The following is a 21,788-nucleotide window of genomic DNA, read 5'->3' as shown; positions in this document are numbered from 1 at the left end:
TCTTTATATAGTATAAACTATAAATAGGATAATTGTAATAAAGATTGATTTAAAAAATGATAATTGTTGTAAGTGTTAAAGAAAGTGTGGATTTTTTATTACAAAAATAATAATTTATTAAAAACATATAATTTATAAGGATATAATATATTTACATAGAACTAATACTATAGCATAATATAATTTGACTTGGATGTAAAATGTGAGGAGGAGTAATATATGAAAAAGTATCAGAAGATGAAACAGATAAAATTAATGAGTTTGTAGAAGAAGATGCTCTAAAAAATAAAGAAGAAGAAATTGATAAGTCTGCAAAAGAAGATATAGAAGAAAAAACTAAAGAAGACGAAGTTCATAATGATATAAAGGATAAAGTTGGCTTTTTACAATACTTTAAAGAAGGAATAAAAAACACCTTAGGAATATTTGTAGTATCCATAGGGGTTTTAGCAGTAATAGGGTTAATCTTAAGATATATAATAGGGTTATATGTAGTAGATGCTTGGGGTATGCTATTTATTGTATATTTAGTAGTATCTTTATTCTATCCATACATAAAAGCTAAATTTTATAGAAAAAATAAATAAAATGGATAAATAATTAAGAGTATCTTAGGAGGCTCTTAATTATTATTTTTAATATAGAAAATAAAATTAATATAGAAAATTTTATTCCATTGCTTATAATTCTTATAATGTATATAAGAATTATAAACCACCTAAATTGATTTAATTAAAATTTAGGTGGAATAAGAATTCCATCTGAATTAAGTTTTGATTTGAAATAAATAAAGTGCTTAAAATAAATTTACTTTGAAAGGATGAAAACAAATATATGAGAAAAGGTAAGGAGTATGAATTTCTTATAGAAGAAACAGAATTTCCAGGAACAGGTATAGCAAAAAAGGATGGTCTACCAGTTTATATAAAAGGAACATTGCCAGGACAAAAGGTTTTAGCAAAAATAACTAAAAAAAGAAGAGAATATGCTCAGGCTAAACTTTTAGAAATAATAGAAAATGTGGATTATGCTATAAAAAATAAATGTCCTCATTTTGGTCAATGTGGGGGATGTTCAACACAATACATACCTTATGAAAAACAATTAGAAATAAAAGAAGAGCAATTATTAAAATTGTTTGAAAATAAGGACATAGAAGATTTTGAATTTTTAGGAGTAGAAAAAAGTCCAGAAGAATATGAATACAGAAATAAGATGGAGTTTACCTTTGGAGACATGGAAAAGGATGGAGATCTTACTCTAGGTATGCATGTTAAAAATAGAAGTTTTTCTATTGTAACAGTGGATAACTGTGAAATTGTGGATAAAGATTTTAGGAGTATATTAACATCTGTGGTTAATTACTTTAGCAAAAAAGGATTACCTAAATATAGGGTAATGAGTCACGAAGGTTTTTTAAGAAATTTAGTTATAAGAAAAGCTAAAAATACAGGAGAGATATTAGTAAACATAGTAACTACATCTCAAATGGAATTTGATTTTAAAGAAATAGTAGATATATTATTAAAGGGAGAGTACAAAGGAGAAATAAAAGGCATTCTTCATACTATAAATGACACGTTATCTGACGTAGTTCAGGTAGATAAATTAGAAATATTATATGGAAGAGATTATATAATAGAAGAGTTATTAGGACTAAAATTTAAAATAGCTCCAGAAGCCTTTTTCCAAACAAATTCAAAGGGAGCAGAAAAACTATATAGCATAGTAAAAGACTTTTTAGGTGATGCTAGTTCAAAGGTAGTTTTTGATCTTTATTGTGGTACAGGAACTATAGGGCAAATAGTTGCTCCAAAGGCTAAAAAAGTTATAGGTGTGGAATTAATAGAGGAAGCAGTTAAGGCAGCTAATGAAAATGCAAAATTAAATGGATTAGATAACTGTGAATTTATAGCTGGAGATGTAGCAAAGGTTATAAAGGATTTAAAACAGAAGCCGGATATTATTATATTGGATCCACCAAGACCAGGTGTACACCCAGTAGCTTTAGAATATGTAGTTAAATTTGAACCAAAGGAAATAATATATGTATCTTGTAATCCAAAAACTTTAGTGGATGACTTAGAATATCTTATAGATAATGGATATAAATTAGAAAAGGTTAAGGGCATGGACATGTTCCCCCACACACCACATGTGGAGACTGTAGTAAGGATAGCGAAAAAGTAAAATAAGTAGAGTAAAAAAGCTAGTAAATAAGGATTTCTGAGTATTTCATCAATTTTGCCAGATGTTAGTTGGTAGATGATACCCTTTGAAACTCTTATGTTCTGTCTGAGGAAACATATCATTGCTTTAACTGTGGTTATGTTGACAGATTAGACGACAGTTATTTTTTTAAGGATTGAGAATTATAATAAATAATATGATGATGAATTATTTGAAAATAACTTACCATGTTTTATAATTTTGAATATAGATAAAGCGTCAAGGAGGTGGCGACTTGGCACAGCAATATACCAAAAAAATGATTCGTGAGGTATTCATAAAGATGCTGAATGAGCGTCCAATTAACAAAATCACAGTTAAGGAAATTGCTACAGTATGTGAGATAAATAGAAATACTTTTTATTATTACTACACAGACATATATGCACTTTTGTCAGAGATATTCCAAACAGAACTTCAGACAGTAATTGATGAATATAATGATACACTTTCCTGGGAGGAGAGTTTTATTGTAGCTGCTAGATTTGCTTTAGAAAACAAAACAGCCGTTTATCATGTATATAATTCCATGCAGAGAGAAGAACTAGTGAACTATATATACAATGTATCAGGGAATGTGATGATTCGGTATGTTGAAAAAGTAAGCGAGGGTATCTCAGCTTCTTCGGGAGATAGAAAACTTATTGCTTCCTTTTATCAGTGTGCCCTTACTGAAATGGTGCTACAGTGGATTGCTGCCGGAATGAAGGAGGACCCTGATACTATTATTAGACGAATCGGGTATCTTTTCGATGGAAACATCGAATTGTCCCTTAAGCGAAGTGCTGGTTTAAATGATACCTAGTAAAAAACGATAGGAGATTTCTTTTTTATCAGACATTCTGACCTCAATGCCTAAAAATTAGATAAACAAACTGCGGTGTTCGAATTTTGAACACCGCAGTTTGTTTATCTAATGAAAAAGACACAAAAAAACTATATTATAGATTTATAGAGATCTTACAGATAATAAGTATCCACAAAATTAAAGGAGGACTCATTATATATTACAATATATGGGTATACTATTGGAGTGAATATAGAAGAACTCCAAACATAATGGTATAATTTAGAAAACTATTAAAAATTTAAGAAAGAGGGAGATAATAATGAAATTAAAAACACATGATGATAGACTTACCCTTACAAATGGAAGTTATCATGCTTTAGTAAATGCAAGAAAGCCTAAAGGAATTGAAGATAAAAAAGCTTATTTAATCGGTACTGGAATTGCTGCTTTAGCTGCTGGTTGTTTTTTAATTCGTGATGCTCACATGGATGGCAGCAAGATTACCTTCTTAGAACAATTAGATATTCCTGGTGGATCTTTAGACGGTCAAGTTCGTCAGAATGCGGGATATGTAGCACGTGGTGGACGTGAAATGGGTCATTGTTTTGAAGTTTTATGGAGTTTATTCAGTTCATTACCATCTACAGAAGATCCTAATATGACTGTTTTAGATCATTTTTATTATACAAACTACGATGATCCAAACTTTAGTAATTGTCGTATTACTAAAAATAAAGGTGAACGTTATGACAATGGCAAATTCAATTTGGGTCAAGACTTGGCAAAAGAATTAGCTGCTTTTGTAAATATGACAGATGAAGAACTTGAAGATAAAGCTATTGAAGATCTTCTTTCTGAAGACCTTTTAAACACTGATTTCTGGACATATTGGAGAACAATGTTTGCTTTTGAAAATTGGCATAGTGCTTTAGAAATGAAATTATATATGAATCGTTTTATCCACCATGTTGGGGGATTGCCAAGTCTTTCTGCTCTACAATTTTCAAGACATGACCAATATACTTCATTTGTAAAACCTATGGTTAAATATTTAGAAGACCATGGTGCTAAATTTGAATATGGAGTTACTGTTGATAATGTTGAATTCTCAATTTCAGATGATAAAAAGGTTGCAAAGAAAATAGTTGCAACAGATAAAACTGGAAAAGATATTTCTATTGATTTAACAGAAAACGACTTAGTATTTATTACTAATGGTTCTATGACTGAAGGTTCAGGATATGGTGATGACAATACTCCTGCACCATTTAATAGAGAACCAGAAGGATGCTGGAAGTTATGGAGAAATATAGCAGATCAATCAGATGAATTTGGAAGACCAGATAAATTCTGTACAGATACAGAAAAATCTAATTGGGAATCTTGTACAGTAACTTGTCATGATGAACGTGTTCCTGAGTACATTGAAAAAATCACAAAACGCTCACCATATGGTGGACGTACTGTAACAGGTGGAATAGTTACAGCACTTGATTCTTCATGGTTGATGAGTTGGACAATAAACCGCCAAGAACAATATTATGGACAACCAGAAAAAGATGTTTTAGTTTGGGTATATGGTTTATTCTCTGATGTCCCTGGAGATTATATTAAAAAGCCTATGAGAGATTGTACTGGTAAGGAAATCACAAAAGAATGGTTATATCATATAGGAGTTCCTACAGATAAAATTGAAGAATTAGCAGGATCATGTAGCGCAGTTCCTGTTATGATGCCATTTATCACATCTCAATTTATGCCTCGTGCAGCTGGAGATCGTCCATATGTTGTACCAAAGAATGGAGTAAACTTTGCTTTCCTTGGACAATTTGCTGAAACATTGGATGATCCAGGCCGTGATACTGTATTTACTATAGAATATTCAGGACGTACAGCTATGGAAGCAGTATATGTTTTAACTGGAGTTGAAAAAGGAGTTCCTGAGGTATTTGGTTCAAGATATGATATTCGTTATTTATTAAATGCTGGTGTATGTTTATTAGATGGAGAAAAACCAAAACTTGATTTACCACCAATGGCTAAACGTAAAGTTTTAAAACAAGTAGCAGGAACAGACATTGAAAAGTTATTAAAAGAATATGGAATTATTTAATGCCATTTGCAGTTAGATAATTTGATTAAAATCCCGAATTTTAAAAAAATCGGGATTTTAATTTATATGTAGTTATTATTCATATTGATACTTGGTATATTAACAATATAATAGAATTATCATACGAAGGAGGAAACTTTTGTGAAAGAAAAAACAGAGATCAAGCAAGGTTATATTCCTACTATAGAAGAAATGCAAAATCGGTATGAAGACGATTTGCGAAAAGAAGCCTTAAAATCATTGGAATATGAGAATAATAAAAAAATAGAAGAACAAGGGGCATTTTTTAAAGCTTTTCGAAAATTTGAAGAAAGGGATTATGATATTCCTCCTGATTCTAAAAAAAATAATGTGTATTATGAAAAATATAAAACTTATGTGGAAGAAGAAACAGAAAATAAGGGCAAAAAGATACAAGAAATTGAAAATTCAATTGGATATGAACAGTTTTTCCTTAGTTGGGAAAGAAGAGTTAATAGCGAAAGTAATAATTATAGTCATTATGGCAGTAATTCAGCTACAAGATATAGAGTTGATTGCATAAAAAGACTAGAAAAAGAGCTGGAGACAATTTTAGAAAATTCTCCGGAAGCATGGGAATTTTATTATAAACGGCAATTGACAAGTGATATAGAAACCCAACATCAGCAGCGTTTGGTAACTGTACCTTATGTAGTTAAAGCAAAACAAAAAGTAATAGATTCGCTGAATTTAGGTGTTCCTGTATATATTGTTGGACATTTGGGAAGTGGAAAAACACAATTAGCAACTGAAGCAGCTCTAGATTTTACTATTCAAAATAGAATACAAAGAGAATTAGAAGATAAAATGGAAGATTGGTTTTCTAGAAATCCAAGTGCCACAGAAAAAGATGCTATTGAAAAATTTGAAGAATTTAATGAAGAAAGAAAACTTTACTATAAAAATATTTTAACTAATGGAAGTAAAGATGAAATAGAATCTTTACAACCACTATTTATATCTGGATCCCATAATTTAACTTATGAAGATATGTTTGTAGAGAAAACTTTGACCCTCAAACACAGTTTTTCTAAAGGATCTTATTCGGATTATCTGAATATGATTATAGGAGATTTTTATGAGTGGATGGATGAGCACAGAACTAGACTAGAGAAGATGACTGATGAAGAGCAGTTGCAGCTTAAGATTCAAATATGGAAGAGCTTTTCTGATTTATTGGTAGCAAGTAATAGCGCTTTTGGTACCGAAATCAAAAAAATAGAAAGAGAAATTTTGATTGCAGTAAAAGAAGGTCGCCCTGTAATTGTAGACGAATTAAATACAATTGCCATGCAAAACTTAATTGCTTTAAATGATATTCTACAGCGTCATGCAGGAAATACAGCTTATATCACAGGAGTTGGTCCTGTTTTGATTAAGCCTGGATTTGGATTTATTGGTACAGGAAACCTGTCAAGTCAAATGGTCAATTATGAAGGAACCAATGAGTTAAATCCAGCCTTTAAATCACGTTTCGTAACCATTGAATATAATTATGTACCTCAAAATACAATTGGTTCTTTAGAAGATCAAGAGTTGCCAGAAAAAAATGAACTTTTTAGAATAATAATAGCGCGATTAACTGACAGAAATGGAAATATCCATCTTCCTAATTCCAAAAGAACATTAGAAGAATTGTTTAGATTTTCTCAATTGTGCAGGGTTACTCAAAATGTTTTTATGGGGAAATGGAAAGATGACGAAGCCCAAGAAGATTGCGGAATAGATGAACTAGAGTTGAGAGAGTCTGTATTATCAATTCGTAATATTTTACACGTTTTAGATAATTGGAATAAAGGAGAAGAAAAAGACTTGAGTAAAGCTTTGTGGGATGGCTTTATTAGTTCAATCACTTATCCTGACGATCAAAACTATATTCTTTCACAAGCAGTACGTTTTGGATTTTTCCCTATGGGAGAGGGATGGAAGGTTGAGACAAAAGGCATAGGAGAAGCAACCACAACATATGATGAAATTCGAACTCGTCCATATCACTATGTTCGCCCATTAACAGAAACTTTAAGTTATTTAGATGTAGTTCATCTTATATTTGGAAAAGGAACGCCAAGAAAAACTTTGCCAAAAGGACTAAAAGAAACTTTGGAAGCTGCTATTGATGATTCATCGCGAATTGATGCCACAGAGTATCAAAAATTAGATCAACAATTATTTCATTTAGAGCATTCAAAAGATCTACTTGAATACTTAGAAGATAATGGAGAAGAAAAATGAAAATAAATTTATCAGTAGACGAAAAGGAGTTTAAGAGTCAAGTTAAAGATCTAAGAGAAAAATTGAATGAATGCCAAAGAGATGGAATTTTAGATGATAGATTTAAAGAACAATTAAATAAACTTTTAAAAATAGAAGAAGAGTTATTGACTGATTTAATTCCCTATTATCGAGTTTATGCAAATGATATCCAAAAAACTTCAATGAGGATAAATCCAATAAAACAATTGGGAGCTTTTAGTTTTGATAGTTTTTTACAAACTATATTGAGGATTAATAAAAACCTTTTTATTACAAGTAGTATAGATAGAAAAGTTCAATTTTTTTATATAGATATTGTAGATGATTTTTCTGATCATAAACAAATTGAAGTAGAGTGGAGTCCTCCTATTAAAGAAATAAAAGAGACGATTTCCTTTATATATAAATTGAATGACAAAGAAATTTTGCTTTTAGGGGTCAGAGGAGGATGCTATCTACTTTCAAGCGATAATTTTGATAAGCTGCCTAATGTTAATGAGGAGATTAAAGTTAAAAGGATTCAAGCAAATTATGACTTTAATGGATTTGGAAGATGTTTAGCAATTAGAGATGGTTTATTTGTAGTGGAAAATGGAGATGAAAAGTTAAATTTATTTGAAATAATAAAAGAAAGTGATAAATATAGTTTGTTTTTTTATAAATATATATATTCCACTATTCCAGATTGGACTACACTAGAAAAAATAAATGACGATTATTTTGTAGTTGGAACAAAGACGGGAAAATTATATTTTATCAAATATGAGAACAGAGAATTTATTGTTATAGAAAAAATTGATTTTCTAAATGATGAAATAAGGCAAATTAGATTCTTAGAGGATGAAAATGGTAATAAGAATTTCATTATAGTGGCAGGGAATAAAGGGCAGCTTAAGATATTTTCTTTATATGAGGATTCAAAAAATATAAAAATAGAATTGAATGATTTGAAAGGCAATTTGTTTGACATTCGATCTAAAAAAGGCACAGCTGTAGTTTTAAGTGAAGATGGAATTATATACTTACTTGAAGAGAATTTTGGAAATTGGTATCTAAATGAAGATGCAACGATTAAAGACATCTTTTTTACTAATGTCTTTAAATTAGATGTTTCAAAATATTTACTCATGGATATAGAAGGTAAATTAAATCTATTGTACATTGATCGAATTGACACACCAAAAGACTTGTGGAATCTGCCGCTGTATTAATAGGAGGGGATGAGTATGTTTGACTTTGATGAACAAACACTAATTGAAGAATCTAAAAAACATTGCGAAGAGTTTTTGCAAAAAGAACAACGCTCATTAGCCACATTTACAGGAGATTCTAGTTTGATGTATATTCCTGATTCAAAACTACAAAGATTTTTATTAGACCCTTCCAAGGGAGTTTTATATTTGCCCTTGGAAAGTTTTTTGGATAGAAAATTAGATGATAATCAAATTATGTGGCATATCTATTATGAGCTAGCATTATATCCTGATTGGAAAAAGCAAACTAAAAAATATCTGAATAGAAAAAAAGATTGGCAGAAAGAAATTGATCACATGACAAGCTATATTATGACTAGAGTAAAAAAAGAAGGACTAGAAGATGATCTTGCATACCAACCAAAAATTATTTCTAATTATGTGAGAAAAGAAATTTTTGATTTGTTACATCTAGTGGATAAACAGACATCATTTCTAAGAGTTTTGCAAATGTGTCCTATATATAGGGATGAAGAAAATTTTAAAAAAATTGTTTCATATATGAGAAAAACAGGTAAGACCATTGAGTCAATTTCTCAAATGCCTAGACATAGAGCTTTTGCAAATAGCTTTTTTATTATTGAATTATATAAAATAGAGCCTAAAATTGAAGAGTGTGTTGAAAGTCCCTTTGATAGAAAAATTTTCAATCAGCCTTTTTTTGATTTTATTCATTATCAATTAGTTAGACAGATAAATAATAGTCAAGGAATTATAGAGAGAGATCCATTCATTCGTTCTTTCATCTTTCCAACTTTTGAGCAATTGTGGAAGCAAGAAATTGATGAAATGATGTTATATAAATCAAAAGGACAAAAAGAAGAGCAAGTTAAAGGAAGTGAAAATCCTTTTGAACAGTCAAAAGCAGATGAGATACCAGATTCACTGGAATCTACTCAAGAAGAAGTGGAAAAGATTTTAGAAGAAATGATAGATCAACAAGATCAAATAAGTACGTGTATACAAAATACCATGCAAGGTAAAGTAGATTTAGAGCCTTATGGGATTAGCCAATCAGATCAACAATTGTTTCAATTTTATTCAAATAAAATGAAATTGGAAAGAGAACAAATGCGTCAATTTTGGAAAAAGTTGATAGGGGACGCAAAAAAAGAAGTGAGTGTAAAAAAAGATGGTCAAGTAAAGGGAAAACTAGATGTGGATAGCTTTATTAATTTTTATCCGGATTTTGTAGAAGCTGAAAAAAAGGGGAATTATAAAAACCTTCTGATTTTTAATAGATACTTACTAGAAACTCAAGCAGATATATTGCCTGAAAGAATAGAGATTTCTTTTGTTATAGATAATTCAGGATCAATGAATGCGTCAAAAATTGAGGCGTCAAGAAAAGCTTTGGCAGTGACTTTGTTGTCTATAGATGATTTTAATAGATATCTGAAAAGCAATGCAGAACAATTGAATCAAAAAGTAGAAGTTTTAAGCGAAACCTGGTTTTTTGGCAGTAAGTATTATAATGTTAAAGAATTTAACGATAAAAATGTGAAGGAAAAAGAAAAAAGCGACATAATTCGCTCAATTGTAAAGCTAGATGCAACAGATGGAGCAACTGATGATGCAAGTTGCCTTAGAGAAATATCCAATAGAATTACATCTATACAGGAAAGTGAACTCAAAAAAGGAAAACAAATAAAGATAGTCTTCGAAATTACAGACGGTGCATCAAGTTTTCCAGGATCAGCAAAAGAAGCCGTACAAGAATTATTATCTAAAAATGTTGAAGTCTATGCATTTCAAATAGGAAAGAATAGCGAAACAAATGAAAAAATATTTAACTTCGTATGGAATGAAGGATACAAACAACCACACGGAGTAATGATTGGTGAACAAGTAGAAAGACTACCAAAAGAATTGCTAAAAGCAGTAGGAAAAAATATGCAGTCTATTTTTAATAATTAGTTGGGTAAGCATAAAATCCAACCTGAATTTTAATTCATCAATTTCTATGAGATAATATCTCTAACGTCAACAAAGGAGGTCATCTCGAGTGAAATAGGAAAAGATATGTATGAAAATATAAAATATTACAAGGATATACAGTATAAATACCGGAAATATATAGACATTTGAGTTCATGAAATAAAAACTAATAAATTATCTTATTACAAAAAAATACTAGTCTACCACTAAGAAAATACTATATACTTATGGTATCATTATTGTAGTACCTCCACGTGTGAGGGAAGTTTCTGTGGATATGGAGTGGCGGTATCTGATTTTAAGAATCCGGTTATTAAGTGGAATATAAACCATACTTATATTCAAAAAGATGGAATTAATCAGGATTTTGGAATTTATGATGATCCAGACAGTTTTTTTCAAAGCATTCTCAGCAATTTAAAATAGTAAAGAAGTTTGCTTACCAGAATAAATGAAACAAACAATCAAAAATCAAAAAAGTTCTTTAGATAAAAAAATAAGTTAAATAGAATGCGGCAAGAGGTTTAATTTAAACCACTTACTGTTTTCTATTTATTTAAATTAAACTTATATTTCAGAAGTTTATTTGAATAATACTTTTAAATATTTTTGACAATGCTATAATACTTAATTAATCATATTTAAATGTATATACATTTAAATATGATTAATTATTTTTCCACTATACGAACTAAGTGTATAGTTAGATATAGCAGTTCATCATTAGAAATTTTTTTATTTAATATTTTTTTTACGTATTCTCCAATTAATTTAGCACACTTAACTTCTCCAGGATATTCTTTTATAATTTGTTCAAAAATAAATGTCTCTTTAGATTCAATCAAGGTGTCATCCAGTAAACGCTGAACAAAGAACTGTAAATGGGTTAAGAATCTGGAATAGTTAAGTGAATCTTTATCAATTGTTATATTGAATTTATATTGAATTATATTAAAAATATCTTTTAACATTTTTATTGTGAGCATTGTATTTTGCATTACGGCTTCATCTGTTTGTGCATTAACAAAATGGAATGCAATATTGCCTGCTTCTTCTTCTGGTAAATTTACATTAAGGTTATCATTAATATATTCAACTGCATATTTTCCTATTTTAAATTCCTCTGGATAAAATTTTTTTAACTCCCATAGCAAACGATTTTGTAATGTTATATTTTTTTTATATCTTGTAAGTGCATAAGAGATGTGATCTATTAGTGTAATGAAAATTTGGTCATTTAATTTTCCACCTAATTTTTTACTGGCGTATTGTATAATATCATTAGTAATTTCAATATATTCATTAGGAGTTTCTTCAATAAGTTTTACATATTCTTTTGTGTTAGTCTCATTTTTTAATACAAATATTTTTTCTATTTTATCTACATCTATTTCTTCTCCTGATTTGCGTCTGAAACCAAGACCTTTCCCCATTACAAGAATTTCTTTATCATTTTCATCTCTTGCTAAAATAAGACTATTATTCATCACTTTAACTATTTTCATCTTATTCACCCTAAATAATTTTTATTTATATAGAAGTTTTATAAATTACTTCCATTAGTATTTATAACATTCTTATACCAATTAAAACTTTTCTTTTTTATTCTTTTCAAGTCTTTTAAATTAGATTCATCTCTATTAACATATATAAAACCATAACGCTTGCTATATCCTTGATGTGTACTCACAACATCAATTACAGACCATGGACAGTAGCCAATAACATCTACACCATCATTAATTGCTAACTTAAGTTGTTCTAAATGCTTTTTAATATAATCAATTCTATAATCATCATTTATAATTTTATTTTCTTCTAGAACATCAGGTGCACCAATTCCATTTTCAGTAATTAGAATGGGTAAATTGTATCTTTCACATACTTTTCTTAATGTCAATCTAAGACCTATAGGATCAATAACCCATCCATATTTTGTTTTAGAAACATAAGGATTTTCTGCAGGGCGATATACACCTTGCTCACCTAACATTATTTGTTGATCACCAGCTCTAGCAGATATATCAGAAGAATCACCTTTGCTTTCTGAAATTGTAGCTGTTGAGTAGTAGTTAATAGCTATAAAATCAGGTTTAGCACTGCTTAGGATTTTCATATCCTCATCTAATATAGTAGGTTGTAAATTTCTATCTACTAAATAACTCCAAGCTAGTTTATTATATCTTCCCCATACGGCTATATCAAGAAAACTCCAGCAACGAATAGTTTCCCAATTATGAGCTGCAATAGCATCGGAAGGATTACAGGTTTCAGCATACATTGCGGTTGTATTAATAGCTGGACCTATATTAGCATTTGGATACATTTCATGACACAAATTCATTACTTTTGCTTGAGCTAAAAGCATATGATGATTTTGTTGATATAATTCTTTTTTAGAAGGTAAAGATTTTCCTTTAGGCATTCCTATAGCACCGGGATGAAGTATCATAGTATTTTGTTCATTTATTGTTAGCCAGTATTTTATCTTTGATCCAAAAGATTTGAATAATACTTTTGAGTATTCAACAAAGGCATTAATTGTATCACGGTTATTCCAGCCTCCCTTTTCTTCTAATGAATATGGTAAATCAAAATGAAACATTGTAACTACTGGTTCTATATTATATTTTAGTAGTTCATCTATTAGATCACTATAGAATTTAATTCCATCTTGATTAATTTCACCAATTCCATTAGGAATAATTCTAGTCCATGCTATAGAAAAGCGGTATGCTTTTAATCCAAGTTCTGCAAAAAGTTTTATATCTTCTTTAAATCTATGGTAGTGATCACTAGCAATTTTAAAATCTGCTGTACCTTCAGGATGTTCACACATATCTATTATTGATAATCCTTTACCATCCTCATTCCAAGCTCCTTCTACTTGATAAGCAGAGGTAGAACCCCCCCACAAAAAGTTTTTTGGAAATCCTTTAATATTTTTATATAGCATTTATAATTTCTCCTTTCAATAAGTTAAGCCTAGAAATAGAATTTTTATAATATTTATTATTTAATTTTTATAATGTTATTACCAAATGTAACTTCATTTTCTTTTTCACCTACTATTGCTTCGTATTTATCTGAATTACAAATGATTACTGGAGTAACAGTATCATAACCTAATTTTTTAATTTCATTTATATCGAATTCTATTAATTTATCTCCAATTTTAACTCTATCTCCGCTTTTTACAAAAGACTTAAAATGCTTTCCTTCAAGATTTACTGTATCAAGTCCTATATGAATTAAAATTTCAACCCCATTATCTCCTTGTAGTGCAACAGCATGTTTTGATTCTAGTACAGTTGAGACTATTCCTTCAATTGGAGATACTACATTGCCATTATTGGGTAGTATAGCCATACCTTTTCCTAAAAGTTCACCTGAAAATACATCATCATTAACTTGAGTTAATGGAATTAATTTTCCAGAAAGGGGACTAGCAATTTCAATTATATTAGTATCAGATATAGTAGTTTCATTTTTATTAGTGACAGAAGTTTTTATAGATTCCTCATCTATTGAATCTTCAAAACCTAAAATCCAAGTTAATATAAATGTAACTACAAAAGCAATTAAACAAGTAATTAAAGCATGTATTATATTCATTGGATTTTTACCAATAAAGGCTGGAAGAGCTGCTAATCCTGGTGAAACAAATGCATAACGGACAAGACCAGAAAGTCCTGCATATATTCCTCCACATCCACCACCAATCATAGCTGCTATTAATGGTTTTTTTAGTTTTAAAGTAACTCCATAAAGTGATGGTTCTGTTATACCTAATAATGCTGTTGTACCAGCTGAGCCTGCAAGTTGTTTTAAATTTTTGTTTTTACTCTTTACGGCGACACATAAAGTAGCTGCACCTTGAGCTATATTTGAAGCTAACATACCAGGTCCATTTATCATTTCTGAACCATTGTTAGTTAATTGCATTGTAGCAATAGGAGTCATAGCCCATGCTGTACCAGTTACAACAAGGAAAGGTTGAAATGCTCCCATAAGCAAAGGTATCAACCAGCTAGCTTTTCCGTTAATAAATGCTGCGCCAGCAGCAACTAAATCGTTTAAATATGTACCAAAAGGACCTATAACAATTAAAGCAAGTGGAGCTGTAAGTAATAAAATTATCAATGGTTTAGTAAAGAATTTAATAATTGATGGTGATATTTTTTCTGCAAATCTTTCTATATAAGACATTGCCCAGACAGTAATAATTATTGGTAATACAGAACCTGCATAATTGGTTAATCTTACAGGTATACCTATAAAATGTACTGCTTTTCCAGATGTCATAAGAGATGTTAAATTAGGATGTAATAATGCTCCAGCGATAGTTATTGCTAATATGGGATTACATTCAAATTTAATTGCTGCACCATATGCTAATAGTATTGGCATAAAGAAAAATGCTGCATCTGCAATAGTGTCTAATAGATAATAAGTTTGACTATCAGCAGATAAAAGGCCTGTTAAACTTAAAATAGATAATACAGCTTTAATCATACCAGCACCTGTAATTGCTGGTATCATAGGTGTAAATGTTGTTGATATAACGCTTATAAAACGTGAAACTATATTTTCTTTTTCTACATTTTTATTGTGTTGCTTATTTGGAGAGTTAATAAGATCTGATGTCTCATTAATTATGGCTCTGTAAGATGTTTGAACATCATTTCCAATAATGACTTGGAATTGACCACCTTTATCAACCACACTTATAACTCCGGGTAAATTTTCAAGGTTTTTCATTTGAACCTTTGATTTATCATTTAGTTCAAATCTAAGTCGTGTTGCACAATGAGTAAGTTTGTTTACATTTTTGGCCCCACCTACAAGTTCTAATACTTGAAGGCCAACTTTTTTATAATCCATAATTTTTCCTCCTATATTAAAATTAAAAATAAAAAAAGACCAAAATAAAATGTATTTCTCATAAAAGAAATCCATTTTTATTTTGGTCTTGCCTGCATTACCAGTAACATGCCTTAACAAAAATGTGTTAAAACATATGAAATTGTTTACTTGCATATATAATAACATAGATTTATTATGCATGCAATATATATCTTGTAATAAATTTAATTATTATGAGTTAAATTGTAGAATTTTGAATTCAAGTAAATAAAGTATATATAGGAATATTTTAAGAAAAGTGAAATTGATTAGTATCAAAATGTGTATATAAGCATTGAAAAGGCAGTACTATTGATAATAGGTATAAGCCCCAAAAAAGACATAGATAGCAGTTGATGATTAAAAGAATTAAAGGTCAGAGAAATTTTCTGTATTTCTATAAATGAGAACTAGCATGGCAATGAAAATGATTTAAATAAACTATATAGTAATATAATATCAAAATAATTGATTCAGAAAAACATATTTATTATATGATTTTCATATAGTAAAAGAGATTTGTAGAATATGCTTAAGGTTAAGAAGCTCTAGTTATAGAAACTCGTTGCAGAAACATATTTATGGACTATTTTAATTAAAAGGGAGGCATATTTATGTTATTTAAAACTATGGAGCAACATGAGAAGTTGAGGATAAAAATTAGAGAGTTTGCTGAAGAAGAAGTTAAGCCTATTGCATTTATGCTGGATCAAGAAAATAAATTCCCTTTAGAATCAATTCATAAGTTAGCTGATATGGATATGATGGGGATACCATATCCAAAAGAATACGGTGGAGCAGGTTTAGATGTAATAAGCTATGCAATAGCTGTTGAGGAATTATCAAGAGTAGATGGTGGTACAGGTGTAGTTCTCTCCGCTCATACATCCCTAGGTTCATATCCAATTTTTGCTTACGGAACAGAGGAGCAAAAGCAAAAATATCTAGTTCCATTGGCAAAAGGAGAGAAGATTGGAGCCTTTGGTCTTACGGAGGAAAATGCAGGTAGTGACGCTGGAGGTACAGAGACTACGGCTGTTTTAGAAGGGGATAATTATGTTTTAAATGGAGAAAAGATTTTTATCACCAATGCAGGTGAGGCAGATATTTATGTTATTTTTGCAGTTACTACACCTAATATAGGTACTCGCGGCATTAGTGCCTTCATTGTTGAGAAAAGTTTTCAAGGATTTAGTTTTGGAAAACATTATGATAAGATGGGTATTCGTTCTTCTGCTACTGCAGAGTTAATTTTAAACGATGTTAAAGTTCCTAAGGAAAATCTATTAGGTAAAGAGGGTGAGGGTTTTAAGATTGCTATGTCTACCTTAGATGGTGGTCGTATTGGTATTGCAGCTCAAGCCATAGGAATTGCTCAAGGAGCATATGAAAATGCACTTGAGTATTCAAAAGAAAGAATTCAGTTTGGCAAACCTATTTGTCACCAACAGATTATTGCTTTTAAGTTAGCAGATATGGCTACAAAACTTAGAGCAGCTAGATTACTTGTTTATAGTGCAGCAGATATGAAAGAAAATCATGAGCGTTATAGTATGGAAGCTGCTATGGCAAAACAATATGCTTCTGATGTTTGCTTAGAGATTGTCAACGATGCTCTTCAAATATTTGGTGGAAGTGGCTATATGAAAGGTATGGAAGTTGAGCGCGCCTATAGAGATGCTAAGATTTGTACAATATATGAAGGAACTAATGAAATTCAACGTGTTGTTATAGCTGCCAATATTATAGGTAAAATGCCAAAAACTAAGAATACAGGTCAAACTTATAAAAATAAATCTGCTACAGGTTATCGTAAAAAGACGATTTTTAAGAAAGGAACTCCTAAAGAAAGAGTGGATGCACTTGTGGAAGCTCTTAAAGCAGATGGTTATGATTTTACAGTTGGAATTCCTATAGATGCTCCTATAAATAAAGCTGAAAGAGTAGTCAGTGTAGGATTAGGTATAGGAAAAAAGGAAAATATGAAACTTATAGAAGATTTAGCAGTTCAAGCTGGCGCAGCTATAGGCTCTTCTCGTCCAGTAGCAGAAACACTTAAATATGTACCATTGAATAGATACATTGGTATGTCTGGGCAAAAATTCACAGGAAATTTATACATTGCTTGTGGTATTTCAGGTGCAATTCAACATTTGAAAGGTATAAAGGAAGCTTCTACAATTGTTGCTATAAATAATAATCCTAATGCTAAAATCTTTAAGAACTCAGACTATGGAATTGTTGGAGATTTGATGGAAATATTACCATTGCTTACTGATGCTTTAGACAACGGAGAACCTAAGAAGGCAGCACCCCCAATGAAAAAAATGAAAAGGGCTGTTCCAGAAAAAGTTCGTCCAACTTGGAAATATTACGTATGTAATGGATGCGGTTATGAATATGATCCTAGCGTAGGAGATCTTGAAGGTGACATAACTCCAGGTACAATCTTTGAGAATATGCCTAAGGATTGGACTTGTCCTGCTTGTGGCGAAGGAAAAGATATGTTTATAGAAGCTTGATTTTTATAAATAAATAGACATAATAATGTGCTTTTAGCGTAAAGGAGGATTTAATCTATGTATTGTGTTAGAAATATAACTGAAGATCTTTATTGGATTGGTGGTAATGATCATAGACTTGCTCTATTTGAAAATATTCATCCCATTGAGAGAGGTGTTTCCTATAACTCTTATCTACTTTTAGATGAGAAGACAGTACTATTTGATACAGTTGACTGGTCAATTTGCCGTCAATTCATTGAGAACATTAAAGGGGTTTTAAAAGATAGAACTTTAGATTACATGGTAATAAATCATATGGAACCAGATCATGCAGCTTGCATTGAAGAAATTATTCTTCGTTATCCAGATGTAAAGATTGTGTGTACTGAAAAAGCTTCCATGTTTATGCATCAATTTGATTTTAACGTTCAAGACAGAGTAGTAAAGGTTAAAGAAGGAGATAATATGTCCTTTGGTAAACATAATGTTGCATTTATGTTTGCTCCAATGGTACATTGGCCAGAAGTTATGGTAACATATGATACCACTAATGGTGTATTATTCTCTGCTGACGCCTTTGGTACTTTTGGTGCATTAGATGGTAAAATGTTTAATGACGAGGTGGACTTTGATAGAGATTGGATTGATGAAGCTAGAAGATATTATACAAACATTGTAGGTAAGTACGGTGTTCAAGTTCAAGCTCTTTTGAAGAAAGCTAAAAAACTTGATATTAAGATTATCTGTCCGTTACATGGACCAGTATGGCGTAGTGATTTAGGATATTTCTTAGATAAGTACGATAAATGGAGTCGATATGAGCCTGAGGAAAAGGGTGTAATGATTGTTTATGGAACAATGTATGGCAATACCGAAGCTGCTGCCAATAATTTAGCAACAAAGTTAGTTAAAAGAGGAATAATTAATGTGGTTATGTATGATGTTTCAAAAACTCATGTTTCATATTTGATTTCTGAGACATTCAAATATAGTCATGTAGTTCTTGCTTGTGTAACTTATAACTTAAAGATTTATCCACCAATGTTAGGATATATAATGGATATAAAGGCATTAAATCTTCAAAAACGTACTTTTGCTCTTATAGAAAATGGTTCTTGGGCTCCTCAATCAGGAAAACTAATGCGTAAACATTTAAGTGATATGAAAGAAATGACTATTTTAGATAATGATATATCAGTCAATTCCAGTGTGAAAGAACAGGATGAAGATTCAATTGATGACGTTGCTGATAGTATTATTCAGTCAATGAAATAATTTTATAAAAATATAAATTTAGGACCAATTCATGGACAATTCTGGTGAGTTGGTCCTTTTTGAATATTTGTCAAAAACAAAAGAAAGTGTTATATTATCAAGTGGTTCTAAATTTTAGAACCTGTAAAATTTAATCCAAAGCCTAGCGCTATAATAAAATTTTAAAAATTAAAATTTAAACTATGAAGGGAGGCATGTCTAAGCTTTTCTAGGCTTTTATTAGGCAAGAAAGAATATGAAAAACAAAATATCTACAGCAGAAATGATGGAGAAAGAGAGTATATCAAAGGTGCTCTTAAAATTATCAGTACCTGCAATAATAGCTATGTTAATTAATGCTATTTACAACATAGTGGATACTATGTTCGTGGGAATGTTAAATAACACTAGTGCTATTGCTGCCGTATCTATAGTATATCCACTATTTATGTTTATTGGAGCTATAGGGGTTATGTTTGGTGCAGGAGGTGCTTCCTATCTATCAAGATTGTTGGGAGAAAAGAAAAAAGAGGAAGCTGATAAGACGCTAACATCTACTATAATAATTGGATGTATATTCAGCTTAATTTTTACTGTGATTTCTATAATATTTTTAGATAAATTTTTATTAATGTATGGAGCAACAGAAACAATAATGCCATATGCCAGAGAATATGGATATACAATAGTATTAGGAGCGGTTTTTACTATTGGGACAGGAATAATGAGTAATACTATTAGAGCAGAGGGAAATTCAAAATATAGTATGATTGCTACCTGTATAGGAGGAGTTATAAATATAATATTAGATCCTATATTCATGTTTAAATTTGGTATGGGTATAAAAGGTGCTGCAGTTGCTACAGTTATATCACAGATAGTATCTTTTGTTTTTCTTTTAAGATATTATTATTCTAAGAAAAGCTATATAAAATTAGGAATCAAGTTTTTTAAACCAACTTTTAATATGTTTTTTGAAATACTTAAGATAGGTATTCCTATTTTTGTAACTCAAGTATTGGCCAGTTTTGCTTTAGGTTTCATGAATTTAGGAGCAAAACCTTATGGAGATGCAGCTGTAGCTGCTATGGGAATAGTATTTAGAGTTATGTCTATAGGATTTTATATAGTGTTTGGAATTGGCCAAGGATTCCAACCTGTTGCAGGATATAATTATGGGGCTGAAAATTTTGCTAGATTAAAAGAAGCTGTAAAATTATCTATTAAATGGAGTATTATATCTGGAATTGTTATATCTATTTTATTTATAGTTTTTGCAGAAGGGTGTATGCTCATATTTACAAGGGATAGAGAAGTTATAAATATAGGAATAAAAGCCTTTAGAGCAGCAAGTTTGTTGTTCCCACTTTTTGGATATATAAATACTTATGCAGTATTATATCAAGCCTTAGGTAAGGCTTTAGGAGCCTTTATATTATCTATTTCTAGACAGGGTATATTTTATATACCTTTAATATTTATATTACCAAAATTTATAGGATTAGAAGGAGTAATATTCTGTCAAACTGCAGCGGATGGCTTGGCGTTTATAGAAACTTTTATAATGGCAATTTGGTTAAATAAGAGCCTAAAAAAGGAAATGGTGGAAGAGACTAATTTAGACTCAGTAAAGAAAGTTTCATCCTTATAAAGACCAGATTCAAAGTATATATATGGAAAAATGTTTACAAATATATGTTAGTTAGAGTTTCTCAAAAGTCTTATTTATTAATACAAATAAAAATAAGCAAAAATAAAAGGTGGCATAGTATATGTGTCACCTTTTATTTTCGCTTATTTTTTTATTTAATGAACCTAATGTAAGCGATATCTTTATTTCCCTAGAGTTTTATATTATACAATTTTTAAAATTATATAAAAATTTAAAACACTATTATATACATATTTAAATGGGTTAAGTAAATTCTTTTAATATAAATAGCATTAATAAAAATAATATTTATATGCACGAAATCTATTATTTGCTTTTTTTACCAGAACATTTCTCACAATATCCATAGAAATTCATTTCCAAATCAGTAATTTTGAACAAAAAGTCTTTATTTATTTGATTTTTAACAGTATTAATAAAGTTATATTGACTAAAGTCATATCGACAATCTATAATTTTTTTACAACCAAGGCAAATAAGATGAGGATGATGTTTATTATGAACTTCAAAATTTGTATCTTCATTAAAAAATAGTTTATAACAATTAACTCTACCTTCTAATAATAAATGTTCTAACAAATCTAGTTTTAATAATGTTTGAATGGTTCTATAAACAGTAGCTAAGCCAATTGACGGACAAATTTTTTTTACTAAATAGTAAATTTCATTTGCTGTTAAATGATCATTTTTATGATCAAAGAAAATTTTTAAAATCATGATTCGTTTAGTTGTAAGTTTGATATTATTAGAGTGAAAAATATGTTTATAAAATTCTAATTCCTTTGACATATAGATTCTCCTTAAACTTTGGTGTTAAGTAATAAGCATAAAATTTGGATATAAAGACATTATATTA

At 30.0% G+C, this 21,788-nt stretch carries 13 protein-coding genes; 9 read left to right on the top strand and 4 right to left on the bottom strand.

Annotated elements, in window-relative coordinates; all coding sequences use genetic code 11:
• The first annotated feature begins 834 nt into the window (after positions 1-834).
• The 6 genes from rlmD (at position 835) to ACYUEW_RS13750 (ending at position 10,576) form a co-directional block, all read left to right on the top strand.
• A complete protein-coding gene (gene rlmD, locus ACYUEW_RS13775; RefSeq protein WP_265203654.1) occupies positions 835-2,190 on the top strand; it encodes a 23S rRNA (uracil(1939)-C(5))-methyltransferase RlmD in 1,356 nt (451 codons plus the stop codon).
• Between the two features lie 274 nt (positions 2,191-2,464).
• Positions 2,465-3,034, top strand: a complete 570-nt coding sequence (locus tag ACYUEW_RS13770) for a TetR/AcrR family transcriptional regulator (RefSeq protein ID WP_042384453.1) — start codon at positions 2,465-2,467, stop codon at positions 3,032-3,034.
• A 304-nt stretch (positions 3,035-3,338) separates the two neighbouring features.
• A complete protein-coding gene (locus ACYUEW_RS13765) occupies positions 3,339-5,132 on the top strand; it encodes an oleate hydratase (protein WP_085333683.1) in 1,794 nt (597 codons plus the stop codon).
• Positions 5,133-5,273: 141 nt separating this feature from the next.
• Positions 5,274-7,385, top strand: a complete 2,112-nt coding sequence (locus ACYUEW_RS13760) for a P-loop NTPase family protein (protein ID WP_460276939.1) — start codon at positions 5,274-5,276, stop codon at positions 7,383-7,385.
• On the top strand, positions 7,382-8,617 hold the full coding sequence (locus ACYUEW_RS13755; protein WP_460276938.1) for a hypothetical protein: 1,236 nt from the start codon (positions 7,382-7,384) through the stop codon (positions 8,615-8,617). The genes ACYUEW_RS13760 and ACYUEW_RS13755 overlap by 4 nt, the downstream gene beginning before the upstream one ends.
• Before the next feature lie 15 nt (positions 8,618-8,632).
• Positions 8,633-10,576: a vWA domain-containing protein gene (locus ACYUEW_RS13750; protein ID WP_003484145.1), complete on the top strand. Its 1,944-nt coding sequence runs from the start codon at positions 8,633-8,635 to the stop codon at positions 10,574-10,576.
• A 692-nt stretch (positions 10,577-11,268) separates the two neighbouring features.
• Here ACYUEW_RS13750 and licT read toward each other — a convergent pair.
• Genes licT through ACYUEW_RS13735 form a run of 3 tightly spaced genes read right to left on the bottom strand, consistent with a single transcriptional unit; the run spans position 11,269 to position 15,481 of the window.
• The gene (gene licT, locus ACYUEW_RS13745; RefSeq protein WP_460276937.1) at positions 11,269-12,102 is read right to left on the bottom strand and encodes a BglG family transcription antiterminator LicT; all 834 of its coding nucleotides are present in this window, start codon (positions 12,100-12,102) and stop codon (positions 11,269-11,271) included.
• Between the two features lie 38 nt (positions 12,103-12,140).
• Complete coding sequence (locus ACYUEW_RS13740; protein WP_265203652.1) at positions 12,141-13,553, bottom strand: glycoside hydrolase family 1 protein; 1,413 nt, start codon at positions 13,551-13,553, stop codon at positions 12,141-12,143.
• 56 nt (positions 13,554-13,609) lie between these two features.
• Positions 13,610-15,481 carry a beta-glucoside-specific PTS transporter subunit IIABC gene (locus ACYUEW_RS13735; RefSeq protein ID WP_042384457.1) on the bottom strand — a complete coding sequence of 624 codons (1,872 nt, stop codon included), beginning with the start codon at positions 15,479-15,481 and terminating at the stop codon, positions 13,610-13,612.
• 635 nt (positions 15,482-16,116) lie between these two features.
• Between ACYUEW_RS13735 and ACYUEW_RS13730 the strand changes: the two genes are divergently transcribed.
• The 3 genes from ACYUEW_RS13730 (at position 16,117) to ACYUEW_RS13720 (ending at position 20,911) form a co-directional block, all read left to right on the top strand.
• On the top strand, positions 16,117-18,024 hold the full coding sequence (locus ACYUEW_RS13730) for an acyl-CoA dehydrogenase family protein (RefSeq protein WP_003484155.1): 1,908 nt from the start codon (positions 16,117-16,119) through the stop codon (positions 18,022-18,024).
• Between the two features lie 57 nt (positions 18,025-18,081).
• Positions 18,082-19,281 carry an FprA family A-type flavoprotein gene (locus ACYUEW_RS13725; RefSeq protein WP_003484157.1) on the top strand — a complete coding sequence of 400 codons (1,200 nt, stop codon included), beginning with the start codon at positions 18,082-18,084 and terminating at the stop codon, positions 19,279-19,281.
• 235 nt (positions 19,282-19,516) lie between these two features.
• Positions 19,517-20,911 carry an MATE family efflux transporter gene (locus tag ACYUEW_RS13720; protein ID WP_460276936.1) on the top strand — a complete coding sequence of 465 codons (1,395 nt, stop codon included), beginning with the start codon at positions 19,517-19,519 and terminating at the stop codon, positions 20,909-20,911.
• A gap of 327 nt (positions 20,912-21,238) precedes the next feature.
• Here the strand turns inward: ACYUEW_RS13720 and ACYUEW_RS13715 are convergent, their stop codons facing one another.
• The gene (locus ACYUEW_RS13715) at positions 21,239-21,721 is read right to left on the bottom strand and encodes a Fur family transcriptional regulator (protein ID WP_003484160.1); all 483 of its coding nucleotides are present in this window, start codon (positions 21,719-21,721) and stop codon (positions 21,239-21,241) included.
• Positions 21,722-21,788 lie beyond the last annotated feature (67 nt).

Source organism: Clostridium sp. CTA-1 (assembly GCF_054768215.1).
This window is presented reverse-complemented; position numbering and strand designations above follow the sequence as displayed.

Coding starts and splice junctions, on each gene's coding strand:
- rlmD (WP_265203654.1), top strand. CDS start 835: ATGAGAAAAGGTAAGGAGTATGAATTTCTTATAGAAGAAACAGAATTT.
- ACYUEW_RS13765 (WP_085333683.1), top strand. CDS start 3,339: ATGAAATTAAAAACACATGATGATAGACTTACCCTTACAAATGGAAGT.
- ACYUEW_RS13755 (WP_460276938.1), top strand. CDS start 7,382: ATGAAAATAAATTTATCAGTAGACGAAAAGGAGTTTAAGAGTCAAGTT.
- ACYUEW_RS13750 (WP_003484145.1), top strand. CDS start 8,633: ATGTTTGACTTTGATGAACAAACACTAATTGAAGAATCTAAAAAACAT.
- licT (WP_460276937.1), bottom strand. CDS start 12,102: ATGAAAATAGTTAAAGTGATGAATAATAGTCTTATTTTAGCAAGAGAT.
- ACYUEW_RS13740 (WP_265203652.1), bottom strand. CDS start 13,553: ATGCTATATAAAAATATTAAAGGATTTCCAAAAAACTTTTTGTGGGGG.
- ACYUEW_RS13735 (WP_042384457.1), bottom strand. CDS start 15,481: ATGGATTATAAAAAAGTTGGCCTTCAAGTATTAGAACTTGTAGGTGGG.
- ACYUEW_RS13730 (WP_003484155.1), top strand. CDS start 16,117: ATGTTATTTAAAACTATGGAGCAACATGAGAAGTTGAGGATAAAAATT.
- ACYUEW_RS13725 (WP_003484157.1), top strand. CDS start 18,082: ATGTATTGTGTTAGAAATATAACTGAAGATCTTTATTGGATTGGTGGT.
- ACYUEW_RS13720 (WP_460276936.1), top strand. CDS start 19,517: ATGAAAAACAAAATATCTACAGCAGAAATGATGGAGAAAGAGAGTATA.
- ACYUEW_RS13715 (WP_003484160.1), bottom strand. CDS start 21,721: ATGTCAAAGGAATTAGAATTTTATAAACATATTTTTCACTCTAATAAT.